14 protein-coding genes and 2 pseudogenes are annotated in these 17,268 nt (G+C 46.2%); 6 read left to right on the top strand and 10 right to left on the bottom strand.

Features of this window, described 5'->3' with window-relative positions; genetic code table 11:
- Positions 1-223: 223 nt before the first annotated feature.
- The 3 genes from RLO19_RS15880 to RLO19_RS15870 form a co-directional block, all read right to left on the bottom strand.
- On the bottom strand, positions 224-655 hold the full coding sequence (locus RLO19_RS15880) for a hypothetical protein (protein ID WP_446357884.1): 432 nt from the start codon (positions 653-655) through the stop codon (positions 224-226).
- A 285-nt stretch (positions 656-940) separates the two neighbouring features.
- Positions 941-1,366, bottom strand: coding sequence for an ATP-binding protein (locus RLO19_RS15875; protein ID WP_446357872.1), 426 nt, complete (start codon positions 1,364-1,366; stop codon positions 941-943).
- Between the two features lie 3 nt (positions 1,367-1,369).
- Complete coding sequence (locus RLO19_RS15870; protein ID WP_446357870.1) at positions 1,370-3,073, bottom strand: SpoIIE family protein phosphatase; 1,704 nt, start codon at positions 3,071-3,073, stop codon at positions 1,370-1,372.
- Between the two features lie 485 nt (positions 3,074-3,558).
- Here RLO19_RS15870 and RLO19_RS15865 point away from each other — a divergent pair.
- A pseudogene (locus RLO19_RS15865) lies at positions 3,559-3,768 on the top strand (transposase); the annotation flags it as partial.
- A gap of 102 nt (positions 3,769-3,870) precedes the next feature.
- Here RLO19_RS15865 and RLO19_RS15860 read toward each other — a convergent pair.
- The 4 genes and pseudogenes from RLO19_RS15860 to RLO19_RS15845 form a co-directional block, all read right to left on the bottom strand.
- A pseudogene (locus RLO19_RS15860) lies at positions 3,871-4,057 on the bottom strand (NF041680 family putative transposase); the annotation flags it as partial.
- A gap of 346 nt (positions 4,058-4,403) precedes the next feature.
- Positions 4,404-5,267, bottom strand: a complete 864-nt coding sequence (gene murI / locus RLO19_RS15855) for a glutamate racemase (RefSeq protein WP_446357868.1) — start codon at positions 5,265-5,267, stop codon at positions 4,404-4,406.
- 101 nt (positions 5,268-5,368) lie between these two features.
- Positions 5,369-7,237: an N-acetylmuramoyl-L-alanine amidase gene (locus RLO19_RS15850; RefSeq protein ID WP_446357866.1), complete on the bottom strand. Its 1,869-nt coding sequence runs from the start codon at positions 7,235-7,237 to the stop codon at positions 5,369-5,371.
- A 374-nt stretch (positions 7,238-7,611) separates the two neighbouring features.
- On the bottom strand, positions 7,612-9,075 hold the full coding sequence (locus tag RLO19_RS15845) for a cation:proton antiporter (protein ID WP_446357864.1): 1,464 nt from the start codon (positions 9,073-9,075) through the stop codon (positions 7,612-7,614).
- A gap of 165 nt (positions 9,076-9,240) precedes the next feature.
- Between RLO19_RS15845 and RLO19_RS15840 the strand changes: the two genes are divergently transcribed.
- The gene (locus tag RLO19_RS15840) at positions 9,241-9,969 is read left to right on the top strand and encodes an SIMPL domain-containing protein (RefSeq protein ID WP_446357862.1); all 729 of its coding nucleotides are present in this window, start codon (positions 9,241-9,243) and stop codon (positions 9,967-9,969) included.
- 3 nt (positions 9,970-9,972) lie between these two features.
- Here RLO19_RS15840 and RLO19_RS15835 read toward each other — a convergent pair whose 3' ends face one another.
- Entirely contained in the window at positions 9,973-10,335 is a 363-nt protein-coding gene (locus tag RLO19_RS15835; protein WP_446357860.1) for a single-stranded DNA-binding protein, read from the bottom strand.
- A gap of 346 nt (positions 10,336-10,681) precedes the next feature.
- Here RLO19_RS15835 and RLO19_RS15830 point away from each other — a divergent pair, with 346 nt between their 5' ends.
- The 3 genes from RLO19_RS15830 to mreD all read left to right on the top strand — a co-directional run bounded on the left by RLO19_RS15830 (position 10,682) and on the right by mreD (position 13,358).
- The gene (locus RLO19_RS15830; protein WP_446335205.1) at positions 10,682-11,689 is read left to right on the top strand and encodes a rod shape-determining protein; all 1,008 of its coding nucleotides are present in this window, start codon (positions 10,682-10,684) and stop codon (positions 11,687-11,689) included.
- A gap of 121 nt (positions 11,690-11,810) precedes the next feature.
- Positions 11,811-12,569 (top strand): rod shape-determining protein MreC, encoded by a 759-nt coding sequence (gene mreC, locus RLO19_RS15825; protein ID WP_446357858.1) that lies wholly within the window; start codon positions 11,811-11,813, stop codon positions 12,567-12,569.
- A 183-nt stretch (positions 12,570-12,752) separates the two neighbouring features.
- On the top strand, positions 12,753-13,358 hold the full coding sequence (mreD, locus tag RLO19_RS15820; RefSeq protein ID WP_446335189.1) for a rod shape-determining protein MreD: 606 nt from the start codon (positions 12,753-12,755) through the stop codon (positions 13,356-13,358).
- Positions 13,359-13,419: 61 nt separating this feature from the next.
- On the opposite strand, the gene RLO19_RS15815 is transcribed toward mreD, so the two are convergent.
- Complete coding sequence (locus tag RLO19_RS15815) at positions 13,420-14,226, bottom strand: HAD family hydrolase (RefSeq protein WP_446357856.1); 807 nt, start codon at positions 14,224-14,226, stop codon at positions 13,420-13,422.
- A gap of 155 nt (positions 14,227-14,381) precedes the next feature.
- On the opposite strand from RLO19_RS15815, the gene RLO19_RS15810 reads away from it, so the two are divergent.
- On the top strand, positions 14,382-16,412 hold the full coding sequence (locus tag RLO19_RS15810; RefSeq protein WP_446357854.1) for a protein kinase domain-containing protein: 2,031 nt from the start codon (positions 14,382-14,384) through the stop codon (positions 16,410-16,412).
- Positions 16,413-16,521: 109 nt separating this feature from the next.
- Here the strand turns inward: RLO19_RS15810 and RLO19_RS15805 are convergent, their stop codons facing one another.
- Positions 16,522-17,058 (bottom strand): CPBP family glutamic-type intramembrane protease, encoded by a 537-nt coding sequence (locus RLO19_RS15805; RefSeq protein WP_446357852.1) that lies wholly within the window; start codon positions 17,056-17,058, stop codon positions 16,522-16,524.
- Positions 17,059-17,268 lie beyond the last annotated feature (210 nt).

The following is a 17,268-nucleotide window of genomic DNA, read 5'->3' as shown; positions in this document are numbered from 1 at the left end:
AGTTTGAACTCGTAGGTTAAATTAAACAATTGCATCACCTCCTAACACCATTATACAACTGTTTGACAAAATAACAGGACGATTTATCAAATAAAAAGCCGCCCTATAAGGACGGGGCTTGTATCCCCAATTTTCGGTCAGAATTAAGCTGTTAGCGTCACCTCAACAACTCCTCAGCTTCAGACGATCAACGAATGACGATCAACCAATGACTAATGACTAATTAAGCCGCCACTTGCTCCCAGGAACGAGCTAGCCGTTGACGCCCCAACTCAATATCTCTGGGTGCACAAAGCCAATCGGGATGAGCTGTCATCAACAAACTCTCTAATGCTTCTTGGTCAAATAAATGCCAGACCCCTGCGCCGTCAATTTCAGTCGCGATCGCGTAGCAGTTGGCGCTGATACACTCAATGGTCAAGGTATTGGCAATTCGCACTACTTCCATGCGAGCGCCCGGTTGAAGACTTCGGAACCGCCGAATGCTTTGCTTCCATTCCTTGAGTGATGACACCGTTAATCCTGGAATCGCTACCTGGATATCCGGATCACCATTGATGGCAATCCAGTAGTGGCGTGATGGATCAATTCCTTCCAACCATGGGGAATCGTCATCTAGTCGGTAGCGGGGAGACAAGATAAACGGCTGTGTCATAGGAACAAAATTTTTGATTGCACTAAACTTAACGGCTAACTCTCGTTTAAAAATGCTCACCAGCAAGAGAACAAGGGGCATCCTTAAACAGATAGGTCAAGTCGCTCTTGAGACTTAACTATTTAAAATCCTATAGATTAAGATATCTAAATCAAGCAAATTTAACAAACCTTATAGATTTCATTAGAAATATCGGCTTTTTTGTAAATTCTTGTAACAATTACTGCCCCACATTCGATAAAGTGTTACAATTTTATGTTTAACAAAAATAGGAGCAATCAGCAATCATTCGTCAGCTTTAGGCAAGCTCGTTTCCATCTTGAGACAGTTGCGACCGTTGATCTGCAAGCGATACTCGACTCTATCCATAAGCTTTTGCATAATCAGCCAGCCATATCCGCTTTCCTGTTTAGCTTCTGGAGAGGGTTGATTATAGTTAGTGATGTCATACCCTTTGCCGTGATCCCAAATTTCCAAAGCAATGTCTCGCTCTTTGAGTTCCAAGCGAATCAAAATGGGTAAATTGGGTTGATCGCGATGAGCATGACGCACAACATTGGAATAGGCTTCCACTAACGCCAGTCTTAACCGACTCGATTGACATTGCCAATCCACTGAATCTCCTAATTCCACTTCCAAACTTCCCAGTAACCAGCTTTCGACAATGGTCAAAAACTTCAAGTCACTTGGTACATGCAGCTCCGTTTTCATCAACTATAAAACCTCCATCGAGAGAATCGTTTGATCATCTTCCTGAACATTGTTAGTCTCCTCGCGGATGCGAACTAATAAATGGGGTAGATTAAAGGGAGCTGGCTCCTGAAGCAGAAGTTGCCAAAGACCTAATGTTCCCAGCATTGAATTCGTCAGAGATTTACTAGATTTATGGTTTTGAGAATCGGAGCAATGCTTAACCTCCTTCACCGTTGCTTCTGTAATACCATCACTGATCAGCAGTAAAACATCACCTGTATGTAACGTCAAAGTTCCAGCCCTTGCCTGCCATTCAGGTAGAATACCCAAAGGAATCCCCCTAGCTTGTAGGTAATCCGGTTCTACTGTTACAGATGATTCCGGTGCTGATTGCTGTTGGGCAACTAAACGATGAGCCCAAACCAAAGGATAAATGTGACCTGCGTTAGCATAGACAAGCTGCCGCGAGGTTGGCGTATATCGTGCTAAAACCATCGTGATAAAACAGTTGGTACTGAACAGATCATCTGACATAATGCTGTTAAGGTTTCCCATTACCACCTCAGGTTCTGGAGAGATTTCTTGAGCCAATTCTCGGCGCAAAATAGAAATCGCACTTGCCATAAATAAAGCAGCCGGCACTCCCTTTCCCGACACATCACCAACGGCTAGCCAAACATCTCCCTGGGGATGCACGTATACTTCAAAAAAATCACCGCCAACTTCTCGTGCTGGGTAGCAGTGGGCTTGTACTCTAACCCCTTCCACCTCGGGTAAACTTTGGCGTAACAAATTATTTTGAATCTGGCGAGCCACCTCCAATTCAGCCCGCATCTGTTCGGCTTGTAACTGGGTGCGTTGGTAAAGTTTTGCCTGAGAAATTGCTAAAGCTGCCTGTTCAGCAACAGCTTCAATGAGTTGAATGTCCTCTGACATCCAAGGCTGATCACACTGTTGTTTATAAAGGGATAACACTCCCAATAGCTGTTGTTGCCAAATCAGAGGAACAACTAGATGCACCGAATGATTACCATCACTTAGCTGTTGAATAAGCTGGGTTTTCCGGAACTCCAGCACATTTTGCACAATCGGTTCAACATCAGGTAACGATTCAGAATCTTTTGTTGGCTCAGCTTGGTAAGAGAATGATTCTGAAATCAGGTGATTACCATCGACAGGTTGCAGGATACAACTCGTTGCCTCGAACGTTTGACCAATCGTGGTGACAACAGTTTGCAACATACTGCTATAGTCTAGCGATTCGCGAATGGCTGTTGTCACGACATTAAAGAGTTCTTCGCGACGTAAAGCGCGGCTCAGTTCATTGGTTCTTTGTTTGAGGACTCGATAGGTATCCGCCGCTTGTTGAACGATGACTTTCAGGCTTTCCGGATTCCAGGGTTTGGTAATATACTTAAATACTTTGCCCGAGTTAATTGCTTCTACTAAATCTTCAACGTCTGTATACCCCGTTAAGAGAATACGAATTGTATCGGGGAAGCGATTAACTGTTTTCCCCAAGAATTCTGTACCATTCATCAGGGGCATCCGCTGATCAGAGATAATGATTGCCATTTCTCCCTGTTCATCCAAAATGCTTAGAGCGCTCATTGCTCCATCGGCTTTATAAACCCGGAACTCTCGCCGAAACGTTCTATATAATAAATCTAAATTGTCAGGCTCATCGTCCACTATCAATAATTTGAGTTTATCTGCCTGACTCATTCTGTTTACTCCGGTTTCTGCTTTAGTTAGAAACAATAAGTTAAGGTGATTAAAAGTTATTACCTTTTGAGGTCTGTACGAAGCCAGCTATCTAGATTACCCTTTTTTCTCTAGCTTAACCTTCTTCTGGGGCAACGTGGTTGCTACTCAGATTATACTTTCTCGTTTAAGGCAGGGGTGCAGGGGTGCAGGAGTGCAGGAGTGCAGGGTGTAGGAGTGCAGGAGTGCAGGGTGTAGGGAAAATCTTTTGTGAGTTAACTCAAGACTCTACCTTACCCTGTTCCCTATTCCCTGACAAATGACCGTTAGCTTTCTTCGCCGGAAGCCCAACAAAGAAAGCGGTACACCTCTTCGGTGTCGGGATGGACAGGCTCTTTGCTGTAGGGACGCAAGCAACCATGCTTCGGCACAGCTCAACAACCAGTCAATAGAGAGTTAAGCTAACTTTTGACCGCTTTCTCAAAGGCGACAGCAACGGGAAGGGCAAAGATAAGACAGTCCCAGAAATTAAACCCGATTTCAACCCTGACTCAATCACAGGAATTGACGTAGGCTTGAAGGATTTCTTGACTACATCTGAAGGTGAAACCGTAGCAATCCCTCAGCACTATCGCAAGGCACAAAAACGCCTACGGGTAATTCAAAAACGAGTCTCCCGTCGCCAGAAGGTGAGTAATCGCAGGTTTGAGGCTATCAACTGGACTTTAGACTACGAAAAATTCACCCAGCTACAACCTGAAGCTGAGAAGGAAGAAAAATTACTAAACAATTAGAATTTAAGAGGCTTTTTTCGACCGTATCAAATCACTCCACCGTTCACATTGTTGGGGAGTGCTAAGCTGGGGAATTGTCCAATGTAGTCTAGTTTTAAGAAAACGATACCAATGGTCAACAGCTCTCGCGACGTAAATATTTTCGCCAAATCTCGCTTATAGTAGGCATGGACTGACCCACCCACACTAACCACATCGGCTTAGACGGCGACTGGGATGAGCCAGAGTTGAATCGTTAGGGTCGCCCTGTCCATGGGCGAGTAGCGGCTTTGATCTGTTGCCTGTTGCCTTTTCCCCAATCACCCCCAGCAGCTACCTTACTTTTGGTCGGGATCTCTCCAAACCTCTCTCCAAACCTCTCTCCTACAAGGAGAGAGGCTTTGAATTCTCCCCCTCACGTCCCCCTTAAAAAGTGGGAGACCAGCGGATGCTTCGCTTTTTGTTGCACGGGGGGAACCAGAGGATGCGGGAGCTTTTTTTTCATGGGGGATTTAGGGGGATCTAAACTTTGGGCGCTAGTCATACAAAATCTTAAGTTGACACCAATGGGGAAACCCCTACTCCACCGCTTCCACAGACATAGAGACAGGGGATGCATCTGGCAAATAGGTTTTTTCCACAACTGGGGTACACCCCAACCACTGTACCGATAACTTAGCAAACTGCTGCGGACAACCACTGACACAAAATCGCGTCGGTAGCGGTGGTGAACTATTTTTTAATCCCATTAAATCAAGCTCTTGCGCCGCCGCCGCCACCACATGTTCAGCCGGATCAATCAATTGTACAGACGCGGGTAAAATTTGTCGCAATACAGGCGCTAACAACGGATAATGGGTACACCCATAAATCAACGTATCAATTCGCTGCTGGAGTAATGGCGTCAGATACTGGGACGCGATTTCAGAGGTATAGGGCTCGTATAAACGATTTTGCTCAACTAAAGGGACAAACTCTGGACAGCCGACTTGCCAAACCTGAACCGTGGGTTCCACTTCCAACAACGCGCGTCGATAGGCATTACTCGCCGCCGTCGCGGGGGTAGCAATCACGCCAATCCGACGCCCTACTTGTACAGCGGCACGAGATCCGGGCAAAATCAATCCCAAAATTGGTAGTTGAAAATCGCGCCGTAAGCTGTCTAGGGCTAAGGCGTCACTGGTGTTACAAGCCAGAACCACCATTTTGACATCTTGCTGTACCATCCAAGTGAGAATCTCGTGACCAAACTGCACGATTTCCCTAGCCGAGCGGGTTCCATAAGGGAGTCGAGCTGTATCGGCAAAATAAAGAATCGATTCATTGGGAAGTTGTCGATAGAGTTCTCTGAGAACAGTAAGTCCCCCAACACCACTGTCAAATACACCAATATGACGGCGCTGTGCGTCTCCCCTTGAGGTCAAAATCGGGTCGTTTGTCATTCGTCATTCGTCATTTGTTTATGTCATTTGTCATTCGTCATTCGTCAAAGAATTCTCGCACTCGGTCAAGGGGATTATGGAAAACCCTGATCACACTTGTGCTAAAAATTCTGCTGAATGTACTGAAGGATACCACGAGCGATCGCCTGTGCCATCTGGCTACGATGATTTGGATCATTTAATTTCGCCGCATCATCTCGACCGGTGACAAAACCCACTTCCACCAAAACTGCTGGCATTGAGCTTTTTCTGAGGACATAAAACCGGGCGTTGCGGACTCCCCGATTCTGAACCGGAACCGTCTGTAAAATGTTGTTGTGAATCGTCTGGGCAAGACGTTGACCACTGGAGAAATAATAAGTTTCCAATCCATTGACATCCGGTCGGCTGAGACTGATGGCATTCGCATGAATACTGACAAATAGATTAGCATTGACTCGCTCTGCCATGGTCACACGGGGAGCTAGATCCACGAAATAATCACTATTGCGCGTCAATACGGCTTGCACACCCTGCTTTTCCAATAAAGCTGCCACTTCTTGGGCAATGGGTAAAATCACGTCCTTTTCCCGTAATCCGCCAATGCCAACGGCTCCAGGATCTTTACCGCCATGTCCCGGATCAACCATAACCACCACCCGACTATTGGGAACCGTGGGCAATGAGGTTGAGGGTGTGGATGAACTCGGCGGTGGTACCCGAATCGATTCACGGGGAGGTAATGTTGCTTGTCTTTGTTGTACAGGTAGCGCCAACAGGCGATCGCTGATTTGGTTAAGGCTGCCAATCTGAGTTCCCGAACTTGGCTGCACCAAAATTACCACCGTGCTGGAGTCTTGCTGGCGCAGCAATACCCGTGATAGAGGACTATTGGCATTAAGCTGAGGTCCTCTAACCTGATCAGCTAATTGGGCATCTGGGATAGTAATCCGATAAGCATTATTATTCGCGTCCCAACGACTTGTGGCTCTGATGCTCCGATCCGCTTGAATCAAAAGTTGAGTCTGATTGTTTCCCAGTTCAACCGACTGAATCATCGCCAGTTGATTGGTGCTAGCTCGTTGGTTCGAGTTTCCCGATCGCGAAGGAGAAGAAACCAGGATATTACTCGAAGCATTAGAGCGATTCTCTAAACTCGATGCCGAGGTACCTCTAGGGATAACCACAATCCCGCCGACATCGCTGTATAGTGCCTGCCAATCTGGACTATCTCGGCTCACATTTAACGTGATCCGAGCCAAAGGCGGTGAATTTTTGATCTGCTGGAATTGGATTTGGCTGACGCCGTAGCGATTAACGTCCAGCTTTTGCTCAGCCAGACTCCGGGAGAGATTCAAACCCTCTACCTCAATATCGATCTGGCGGCGATCGCGACTCCGCTTCACCTTAATCTCATCCGGTGCTCTGTCATCGGTACGGATAAAAAATCCATTCCGAGTCACCTGAAAACTATCCAGTTGTGTCGCCGATGTTTCCACCGTCACCGATCGTTCCACTGTTGTTGGCGGACTCGGTTGGGGAGATTGGCGATTGGGGACATTAGTTACTGGGGGCGGCAGACTGGGCGAGGTTGATATTTGTTGAGGATTGGGTATATTGACCGTCCACTGAGTCGGCGAGATGCCTCTAAATTGCACCTGTTGGGGGTCAAGGGTATAACCAGGGGCTAATTCAACCACAATCCGAGTGGTTTGGTTTTCAAATTGCCCCACTCGGATTTCTTGAATCGCGCCCCCCACTCGTTGATTCACCGTCGGGCGTCCCAGTCTAGTTCCTGGCAAATCAATAACTAGCCGAGTCGGATCAGCAATCAGTTGCGCCCTCGGCTGAACTCCCTCATCGGTTGTAAATACCAACTGGTTTTGATCGCGGTCAAAACGCCAAAACAGCAGTTGACGCGCTTGTGCTGTCGATGTATAGAGAAAAACACTCAAAAAGCTGGAGAGTAACAGTAGCCAGCGAAATCTCACAATTATTGCTCCTAACTTAAAGCTCGGTGCTGCATACAGCATTTAGGTGGGTGGCTTTTCACAAAAGGCAGTTGTTGAGTTCCAAACCGAACTCAGTGAGGTTGAGCGGGTTCACCCTATATCCCGAAGTCCAACTGCTCGCTTTGGTTTCCACCCTGGCTTAAACCAATGTGACTCACCCAAGTTGAGTTGATTAGCTGTTATAGACACTCAGCTTTCAGGGACGTAGAGTAACGAATTTAAGTTTCAAAAAAAATAGTATAGTCCCTTTTCGGATGAACAATCCCAACTGCTCCCCCTGCTAAGAGACGCGCCATGGCGCGTCTCTACATTGCTCCCCCTGCTTGTACAGAGGAGAACTGGGGATGATTAAGTCATTCTGGTTTAGAATCTGACAAGGTTTCCACTGGCTCTGTTCCTGGGACAGTTTCGGGTTCTTTTAAGACTAATCGTAATAAGGGAGGAGCCACAAAGGTAGTTATAATCACCATCATGATAATCGCTGCCTCAGTTGCTGGCGAAAGCGCCCCACTGGCTGAACCGACTCCGGCAAAAACGAGTCCCACTTCGCCTCGGGGAATCATACCCACACCAATTGCCAGACGATTAATACCCGGTTGACCAAAAACGGTAAAGCCTGTGATTACCTTACCGATAATCGCCACAACGATCAGGAACACTGCCAAAATCAACCCTTCCCGATTGCTGGGAACGGCTGGGTTGAGTACACTTAAATCCGTTTTGGCACCAACCACCACAAAGAAAATCGGGGTGAGCACATCGGCTACGGGTAACACCTGTTCCTCTAATTCGCCGCGTTTATCCGTTTCTGCCAAAATTAAGCCCGCTGCAAATGCGCCTAAAATAGCTTCGAGTTGAATCGCAGCGGCGATGTAAGACAGAATCGCGGCAAAAATTAGGGCGGTGAGTAATACCTGACCCCTTGTCTTCATTTCATCTACCAAGGCGACGAAGTAGGGACCAAGAAAGCGTCCCACTAAAATGGAACCGACTAAAAAGACACCCGCACTGATGATTAGATAAATAACATTCGCGATCGCGATTTCCCCGGTTTTTGCTAAACTCGCCACCACCGCTAGCACGATGATGCCTAAAACGTCGTCTAAAACCGCTGCACCAATGATAATTTGACCTTCTTTAGAACTCAGACTGCCGATTTCGGCTAAAACTTTGGCGGTAATCCCAATACTGGTAGCGGTTAGCGCCGCCCCCGCAAAAATTGCCGGTACTGCCGGAACATCGAACAAGTAGGTCAAACCAGCGGTACCTGCAGCAAAGGGGGCAATTACCCCAACAATTGCCACGACTGCTGCTTGTGGACCGACTCGGATCAGTTCTTGCAGATCCGATTCCAATCCAATTTCAAACAGAAGAATCACCACACCCAGTTCGGCTAGAACCGAGATCACCTCACTCTGAGTCTGAAATACAGAATCAGCCGCCATTGGATTCAGACCGGCTGTGCGCTCCAGAAAGCTGACAATCATTGAGCTAGCGCTATCTGCCCCCGCTTCGGGAAAGACTAGCAGATGTAGTGCCGAGACTCCCACAACTACCCCACCGACGAGTTCCCCCAGTACAGGTGGCAAGTTTATCCGCGCACAAAGTTCGCCGCCCAGTTTGCTAGCGAAGTAAATGACCACTAAACTTAGCAATACTCCGGCGAAGATTAATGAACTATTTTCGGCTTCGCTGGTGGTGGCTTCACTGGCTGCAGCTATCAGAGATTGGTGTGCAGATAGCCAGGGAAAGCCAAAGGGGGGAGTTAGGGAACTCGCCCAGGCAGTTGCATCAGCTATAGGTTGAGAAAAAATCATGGGTTCTATTCTACAGGGAACAGGGAACAGGGAACTCGGATGGGGGTTAGAAGCTGTATATATCAAACTAAAGGGTTACAAAAACTGTAACCCCAGAAATGATAATGCTCTATGGTGTCAAAGTGAAAGCTTAATCTATCTGTCTGTATTTGGAGGATTGACGAAATGACATATCTATGCTCCAGTTTCCTTAGTCAAAAACAGTTACAGGCGATGGCTGGGGTTTTGGGTTTCGTGATGCTCGCCTGGATCAATCCCGCGATCGCGCAGGAACGACTACTAAGAACCCTAACGGTTACAGGGCAAGGGATAGAGCGGATTCCCACAACCTTGACCCAAGTGCAGTTAGGGGTTGAGGTACAAGGAAAAACAGCAGCTCAGGTGCAACAAGAGGTGGCACGTAAGTCAGCTGCTGTGGTGGAGTTGCTGCGATCGCGCAACGTTGAACAACTCCAAACCACCAGCATCCAGCTCAACCCTGTCTATAGCTATGAGAACAACCAGCAACGCCTGATCGGGTATTCCGCCAGTAACACGGTGAGCTTCCGGATTCCCACGGAACAGGCGGGAACGCTCTTGGATGATGCCGTTGCCGTCGGAGCTACCCGCATCGACTCCATTCGCTTTACCGCCCCTGAGAGTGCAGTCTCCACGGCTCAAAAACAAGCGCTAAGGGAAGCCACTCAGGATGCCCAACAGCAAGCCGATGCGGTGTTGAATGCCTTGAACCTCACCCGTCAAGATATTGTTAACATTCAAATTAATGGTGCCACACCACCTCCACCCATGCCCATGCTGGACAGGGCGGAGTTCGTTGCCCAAAATGTGGCGACACCGATCATTGGTGGCGATCAAGAAGTACAGGCATCCGTCACACTGCAAATTAGCTACTAAAAATTAGAACTCTGTCTCGTTGTAGCTATTCACCGCGTTGGGGTCATTATCTCGTTTGGAACCTAATAAATCCATTCGATCCACCCGGATTACCGGCTTGTGGTAGTTGTGACCATCCCTTGTCGTTAAGGGATCAATCTTCAGCGCCCCTTGAACCCCAATCAAACTCCCCTTACGCACGTAGTTAGCTGCCACTTCCGCTGTCTTGCCCCAAAGCTCTAGATTGAACCAGTCAGGCTTATCACTGTTGCGGCTGCGACGATCCACCGCCAGTGATAATGTACACAAAACACTGCCCGACTCGAAATACCTGACATCTGGGTCTGCACCCACCCGACCAACTAAATTAACCACATTGAGACTCATTTTTTTAGTACCCTTGTACTTATGCCAATCAGTTTAGCGAATTTATGCCGTTTTCCACAATCCCTAAAGCCGGACTGGAGGAACGCCAATTGCAGTTATTCACGCTCTAGGGGTGAACTATACTTTCTCCGGATCAGCAATTTTGCCGTCTGAATGATACTTTCAGCTTGGTTTTCAACGATTAATAGGGATGACTTGCTCAACTTCACTAGACTCAGCCAAAAAAACGTAATAGAATCCACCTCGGTTACAGTTCAGATACTTTGTTTGTTATACACAGAAACATTCGACTTTGGGGGCGTATAAACGAGTGGGTATTTTCAGTCGCTTTTCCCTATCCCGGGACATGGGTATCGATTTAGGTACTGCTAATACTTTAGTATATGTATCTGGCAAAGGCATTGTACTCCAAGAGCCTTCTGTCGTCGCCATGGACCAAGATGAAAAAGTTCCACTAGCCGTGGGAGAGGATGCCAAAAAAATGCTGGGCAGAACTCCAGGTAACGTGGTCGCCCTGCGTCCTCTACGCGATGGTGTGATTGCCGACTTCGATACTGCCGAACTCATGCTCAAGCATTTTATCCGGCGAGTGCACGAAGGTCGTACCTTAGTTCAACCCCGAATCGTCATTGGTATTCCCAGTGGTGTGACCGGTGTGGAACGGCGGGCAGTCATGGAAGCCGCATCTCAAGCCGGTGCTAGAGATGTTTACTTGATTGATGAGCCAGTTGCTGCCGCCATTGGTGCGGGGCTGCCAGTGGCAGAGCCAACGGGTAATATGATTATCGATATCGGTGGTGGTACTACAGAAGTCGCGGTGCTAAGTTTACAAGGTACCGTTTTGAGTGAATCTGTACGGATTGCTGGTGATGAACTGAGTGAATCGATCACCCAGTACATGAAAAAAGTGCATAACCTGGTGATTGGGGAGCGAACCGCTGAAGAAATCAAAATTCAGATTGGCTCAGCCTACCCAACCCATGAAGACGATGATTTCTCAATGGAAGTACGGGGCTTACACTTGCTGTCTGGTTTACCGCGAACCGTGAGTATCAAAGGACCAGAAATTCGCGAAAGTATGTCCGAACCGCTATCAGTCATCGTTGACGCGGTAAAACGTACCTTAGAGCGGACACCGCCAGAACTCGCTGCCGATATTATTGATCGAGGCATCATGTTAGCTGGTGGCGGTGCCTTACTAAAAGGGCTAGACACTTTGATTAGTCATGAAACGGGTATAGTGACTCATGTAGCTGCCGATCCGCTAAGCTGTGTGGTCTTAGGAACAGGTCGTGTTCTGGAGAATTTCAAACAGCTAGAACGGGTGTTTAGTGGGCGTTCTCGCCATATCTAAGATGATGGTATCAAAAGAGAGCAGCCTGGAGAAGGTTAGTTCACAAGCTGCATAAGTCGTTTACCTGCACTATTGCAACTCGATGCCATCAGCCGAAAGCTGAACGAATACGAGACAGGTTATGTATATATTGCGTCGTTGGTGGGACAAACATGGAGTCGCTGTTGTGCTGGGGGGACTAACTCTAAGCCTTGCTTGGTTCATTCGCCAAAGTCAGGGGGCAGCTCTCTTTGAGGCTTATCAGTTATTAACCCATCCCTTACAATCAGAACCTACGCCAGAGGAGCGCCTGACAAATGCCAAAGTTCTGGAACTGCAACAGCGTCTAGTTGAACTCGAAAGCCAAAATCAAAAACTCAAAGAGCTGCTTGATTATTCTAAAACCCAACAACAGCAAGGAACTCTTGCCCCCATTATTGGGCGTAGTTCTGGTCACTGGTGGCAACATGTTACCTTGGGTCGAGGGAGTCGAGATGGGATTAAGGTTGATTCAATTGTTATGGCACCAGGTGGTTTAGTGGGTCAGATTGTCCATGTGACCCCCAATACAAGTCGTGTACTACTGATCAGCGACGCGACTAGCCGGGTGGGGGCTGTGATTAGCCGTAGCCGTAGCATGGGTTTTATTCGAGGACAAGGGTCACATCGGGCTGTGCTTCAGTTTTTTGACAAAGTACCCGATGTACGCAAGGGTGATGTGGTTTCAACATCACCAGTGAGTAAACTGTTTCCCCCTGGATTACCTTTAGGACGTGTCGAGTCAGTCAATCTCGATAAAAGTCCAGCACCCGAAGCTGTTATTGAGTTGACAGCGCCTCTAGATGCCTTAGAGTGGGTGATTGTTTATCCGCAATCAAAGACGGTTGATAATGAACCCTGAGAGTAGGTAGTTGGGAAAAGTGATCCCCTAAATTCTTTATCTTTCACTGGCAAAATCGAGTTTATGGCTGGAATTGTTGGAAATTTCTGAGTAAGTTTTTATACTGAGAAATTTACCCCGATCAATTCCCCCATCAAGAATCAATAATCAACAAAAATCTAGATGTGACACTTTGGCGGCGAAATGGAGGTCAGAAAAAGGAAAAATTCCTTGAGGACAGCACAGAAGAAACCCTTGAATAACATTTTCAATCTTTCTCGGTTTTCACCCCAAGTGCGTCAACTGATGAATTGGATGGTAACGGCGGGTTCTGTCCTCATCTGCGTGATGGCTTTACCAACACGGTTACCAGGGATGGAATTGCTGGGAATCGCCCCCAATTGGTTGTTAATTTGGGTGGTTGCTTGGAGTATCAAACGCACAGCGTTTCAGGGGGCGATGGCAGGGTTAGCATTGGGTTTGATTCAAGATGGGATGACCGCTCCTGAACCGACTCATGTCCTCAGTCTAGTGTTAGTGGGCATTTTAACCGCTCGAATGCAGAAGCAGCGATATATTCAGGAAGATTTTATTTCAGTGGCATTAATTGTATTTGGTATGGCGGTTGTCGCCGAGACGGTGACGGCTATTCAGTATAGTTTTATCGGCGATCGCACGTTGACGGAAATTTGGATGGATCACCAGCGCATTGCCCTATCCTCGGCGATTCTCAGTAGTTTGTGGGCACCTGTGGTTTACTATCCCCTCAGTCGTTGGTGGGAACAGATGCACTTACTTGAACAGTCGTGAAATGGCTGATGAGATAAAGTTCGGAGTGGCTAAAAGTAGCCCCGACAAATGACGAATTACATTACAAATGATTATTTTTTTGTTTAATCTTGTCCAAAAGATAATCAGTCGCCGTCAGCAGGTCATAGCAAGTATGATTAGGCTGGAATTGCTGCAGATAACGGTAGGAACGAATCCCGCAAGTAAGCGCAACGGTGGGAATGGAAACCGATTGGGCGGCGAGGAGATCGGCTTCAGTATCGCCAATCATCCAAACGGATTGCGGATTAAGAGAAAAAAAATCTTGTTCGGTGAGGGCTTGGGCTAAAAGTTGCTGTTTAACTTGAGCATTATTTCGATAGGCGGCTTGATGATCGTAGGTTCCATAAATACCGCTAAATAGACGGGTCAATCCATAATTTCTCAAAATTTGCTCGGCTTGTTTCTGACAGCGTAAGGTCACCAGTATTAATCGAATACCATGGGAGTGCAGCGTAGCTAACGCCCAATGTACCCCAGGTTGTAGTTTATCAAGATGCAACAGCAAGGGCTGATTGACAATTTCTAGCACTCGTGCTAGGAAAAATTTAATTGCTTCCCCCTGTAAACCCGATCGCAAAGCAATTTCTTCATCCGCCACCCGGTCTTGCTTCATCTGCCAAAACTGCTGTTTCTCAAGCTGTTGAATGGGTAATGTGATTCCTTTGGCTTGATAGGCAGATTGAGTATCAGCCAGCGCTAGCTTGTAGGTGGTGTAATAGCGCTTAGAGACATCGACAATCGGTCCGTCGAAGTCGCAGAAAACCGTCAGTGGCGCTACAGAGGGGCTATTTCTGTCACAGCGATCGCACGGCGGTGATTGACAGTCGTAGGCAGCAACACCACTCATAAAACTTTACTCAGTTAAGCTTTTCTTGAAACATTTTTTTACATTTTAGCAGTTTCAATAGGAGTTTTAATCGTTCGTCGAGGAATATACCCCAGCATCCTTACCCGCATCCTAAGATCAGGGAAAGACCCTTTGTTACATGGCTGTAGCGAGATATGAGCTACTGTATCAATCCCAGGTGTCCTGAACCCAGTGATCCAGGTAACCTCAACAATCGAATTTGTCGTAATTGTGGTTCACCGTTGTTAATCCAAGGGCGCTATCAGGTGATGCGTCTCCTTAGTGATACCAGTGGATTCGGTATGGTGTATGAAGCCTACCTAGGAGCTATTCCAAAAATATTAAAAGCCCTCAAACCTAAGCACAATAAGAATCCTAAGGTTATCGAATTATTTCAACAAGAAGCCGCCGTATTAAGTCAACTTAATCATCCCGGTATTCCTCAAGTTGAGTCCGATGGGTATTTTCAGTTTATTCCTCAAGCTGGGGAACCTCTGCACTGCATCATCATGGAAAAAATTGATGGACTGAATTTAAAGCAGTGGATGCGACAACAGGGGAATCATCCTATTTCTGAATCACAGGCACTGAATTGGTTAAAACAACTGGTTGAAATTTTACATCTAGTTCATCAAAAAAACTATTTCCATCGAGATATTAAACCCGAAAATATTATGCTGCGCCCCACGGGTCAATTGGTGTTAATTGATTTCGGTACAGCTAGAGAATTGACGTATACCTACTTAGCGGAAGTAGGTGGTGCGGGGAATGTTACCAAAATTAGTTCTGCGGGTTACACGCCACCCGAACAAGAAAAGGGTTATGCAGTTCCCCAGTCAGATTTCTATGCCTTGGGTCGAACATTTGTCTATTTGTTAACCGCAAAATCGGTAACTGATCCGAGTATGTATGATCCGTTAACCGATCGCTGTAATTGGCGCGAACAGGTTTCTCGACTCTCAACACCATTAGCCGACCTAATTGACAAGCTGATGGCGCCGACAGCAGCGACTCGACATAAGACGACTCAGGAAATTATGGATGAATTAGCTAATATTTCATCTTCGTCTATTGCCTCTGCCATATCTTCGTCTTTGCAATTACCCAATGACACAAGGATACAAGCAGCAACCTTGCCGCAAGAAGAATCGGCAATAATGTCTCAACGCCAAGGTTTAATCTCTCAAAACAAATGGGTTTGGCTGGGAACCTTGGCGTTAGCTCTTGGCATTTTCATCTATCAGTTTAGAAAAATTGATACTCGATTTCCTGCTGAAATTGCTGCCTATCAAGCGATCGAACTTGTGCAAACAATCAATGCCAATGCCAGTTATATTAATTACCTAATCATCAGTCCGGATGGAGAGACATTAGTGAGTGGGAATGCCGATAAAACAATCCGGTTATGGCATCTTAAATCGGGTCAGGAAATTCGCAAAATCACAGGTTATGCTAAACCCATTAATTACTTTGCGATTAATTCAGACGGGGATAAAATTGTCACGGGAAGTGGGGAGAAGATAATTCAGGTTTGGGATTTCGCTACTCAGGAAAAAATTAAAACCCTGACGGGACATTCTAGCTTTGTCAATTATTTGGTAATTAGTCCGGATGGGAAAACCTTAGTTAGTGGGAGTGCGGATAAGACGATTAAATTTTGGGATTTAGCCACAGGACAAGAAATTCGCACGCTGACGGGACATTCAAGTTCCGTGAACTACCTGGTAATTAGCCCAGATGGGAAGACGTTAGTCAGTGGGAGTGCGGATAAAACGATTAAACTTTGGGATTTAGCCACAGGACAAGAAATTCGCACGCTGACGGGACATTCAAGTTCAGTCAACGCCCTAGAAATTAGTCCGGATGGGAAAACATTAGTCAGTGGAAGTGCGGATAAAACGATTAAACTTTGGGATTTAGCCACAGGACAAGAAATTCGCACAATGACGGGACATTCAAGTTTTGTGAATGCTTTAGCGATTAGTCCAGATGGTCAAGTTTTAGCCAGTGGGAGTGCAGATAAGACGATTAAACTTTGGCAACTTTCCACAGGACAATTAATTCGCACGCTAAAGGGTCATTTAAGTTCAGTTAATTCTATTGTAATTAGTCCAGATGGAGAAACATTAGTTAGTGGGAGTGCAGATAAAACCATTAAACTCTGGCGAGTGCCTAAATCGGAATAGTGTTACAGACACTATTAGGACTTACGTAAATTGACGGCACAGGCGCTACCTGTAGGGGCACGGCACTGCCGTGTCCCTACTATATGTGGCGTTTATGCGTAAGTCCTGACTATAAATCTAATTTTGAATATCCATCAAATATAAGTAGCCAAACAATCACAACAATCCAATGAATTACAACGGGGGGCCAGATTGAGCGAGAGTGCAAGTAGGAAATCGTCAAGGTGATTCCCAGAATTAGCGTTGACAACAGAAAACCGGGATTGGTAAAAACTGAGAATGCTTTTTGGTAAAATAAAAAGGCAAATATAGGATGACCGATGACATAAAGAACTATGCTGGTAAAAGCCATCGTCAATTGGATATTGACGGGAGTATTAGGGGTTGGTCTGGGAAGTAGGAGGACGCGAAATAGCAGCTCTTCTGCAAAAGAGGGAAAAAAGAAGCGACTTACTAAAATTTTGATTATACCGATAAAGGATAAGTGCAAAAATTCAAATTCTAAAAGTCCCGACTGAAATCCTATGGGCAAGCAAATTAATGCAATTATAAACAACAGTAAAAAGCTAAATAGCCAACTCTTGAGAGTAGGTGCAGTTAGTAGAGCAAAGACAACTTTATGGTAAATTTTTTCCAGGGAATTCATCTATATGATCTATATGGTAAATTTTAGGATAAGTTGGTATCTATATAGGGCTTGCTTAATAAGAATGCCACTGAATTAACCCGCATTTCTCACAAGTTTTGCTATCGTAGTCCTCGGAACCTTTACCTAGATTAGGTTTCAATCATTTTTGACAGAGTGTTAAAAGCCTTATTCTAAAGTCAATCCAGGTTGTATAAGCCTTTGGACAAT

Origin of the sequence: Coleofasciculus sp. G2-EDA-02 (assembly GCF_040226375.1) — a bacterium.
Taxonomy (GTDB): Bacteria; Cyanobacteriota; Cyanobacteriia; order Cyanobacteriales; family Coleofasciculaceae; genus Coleofasciculus.
This window is presented reverse-complemented; position numbering and strand designations above follow the sequence as displayed.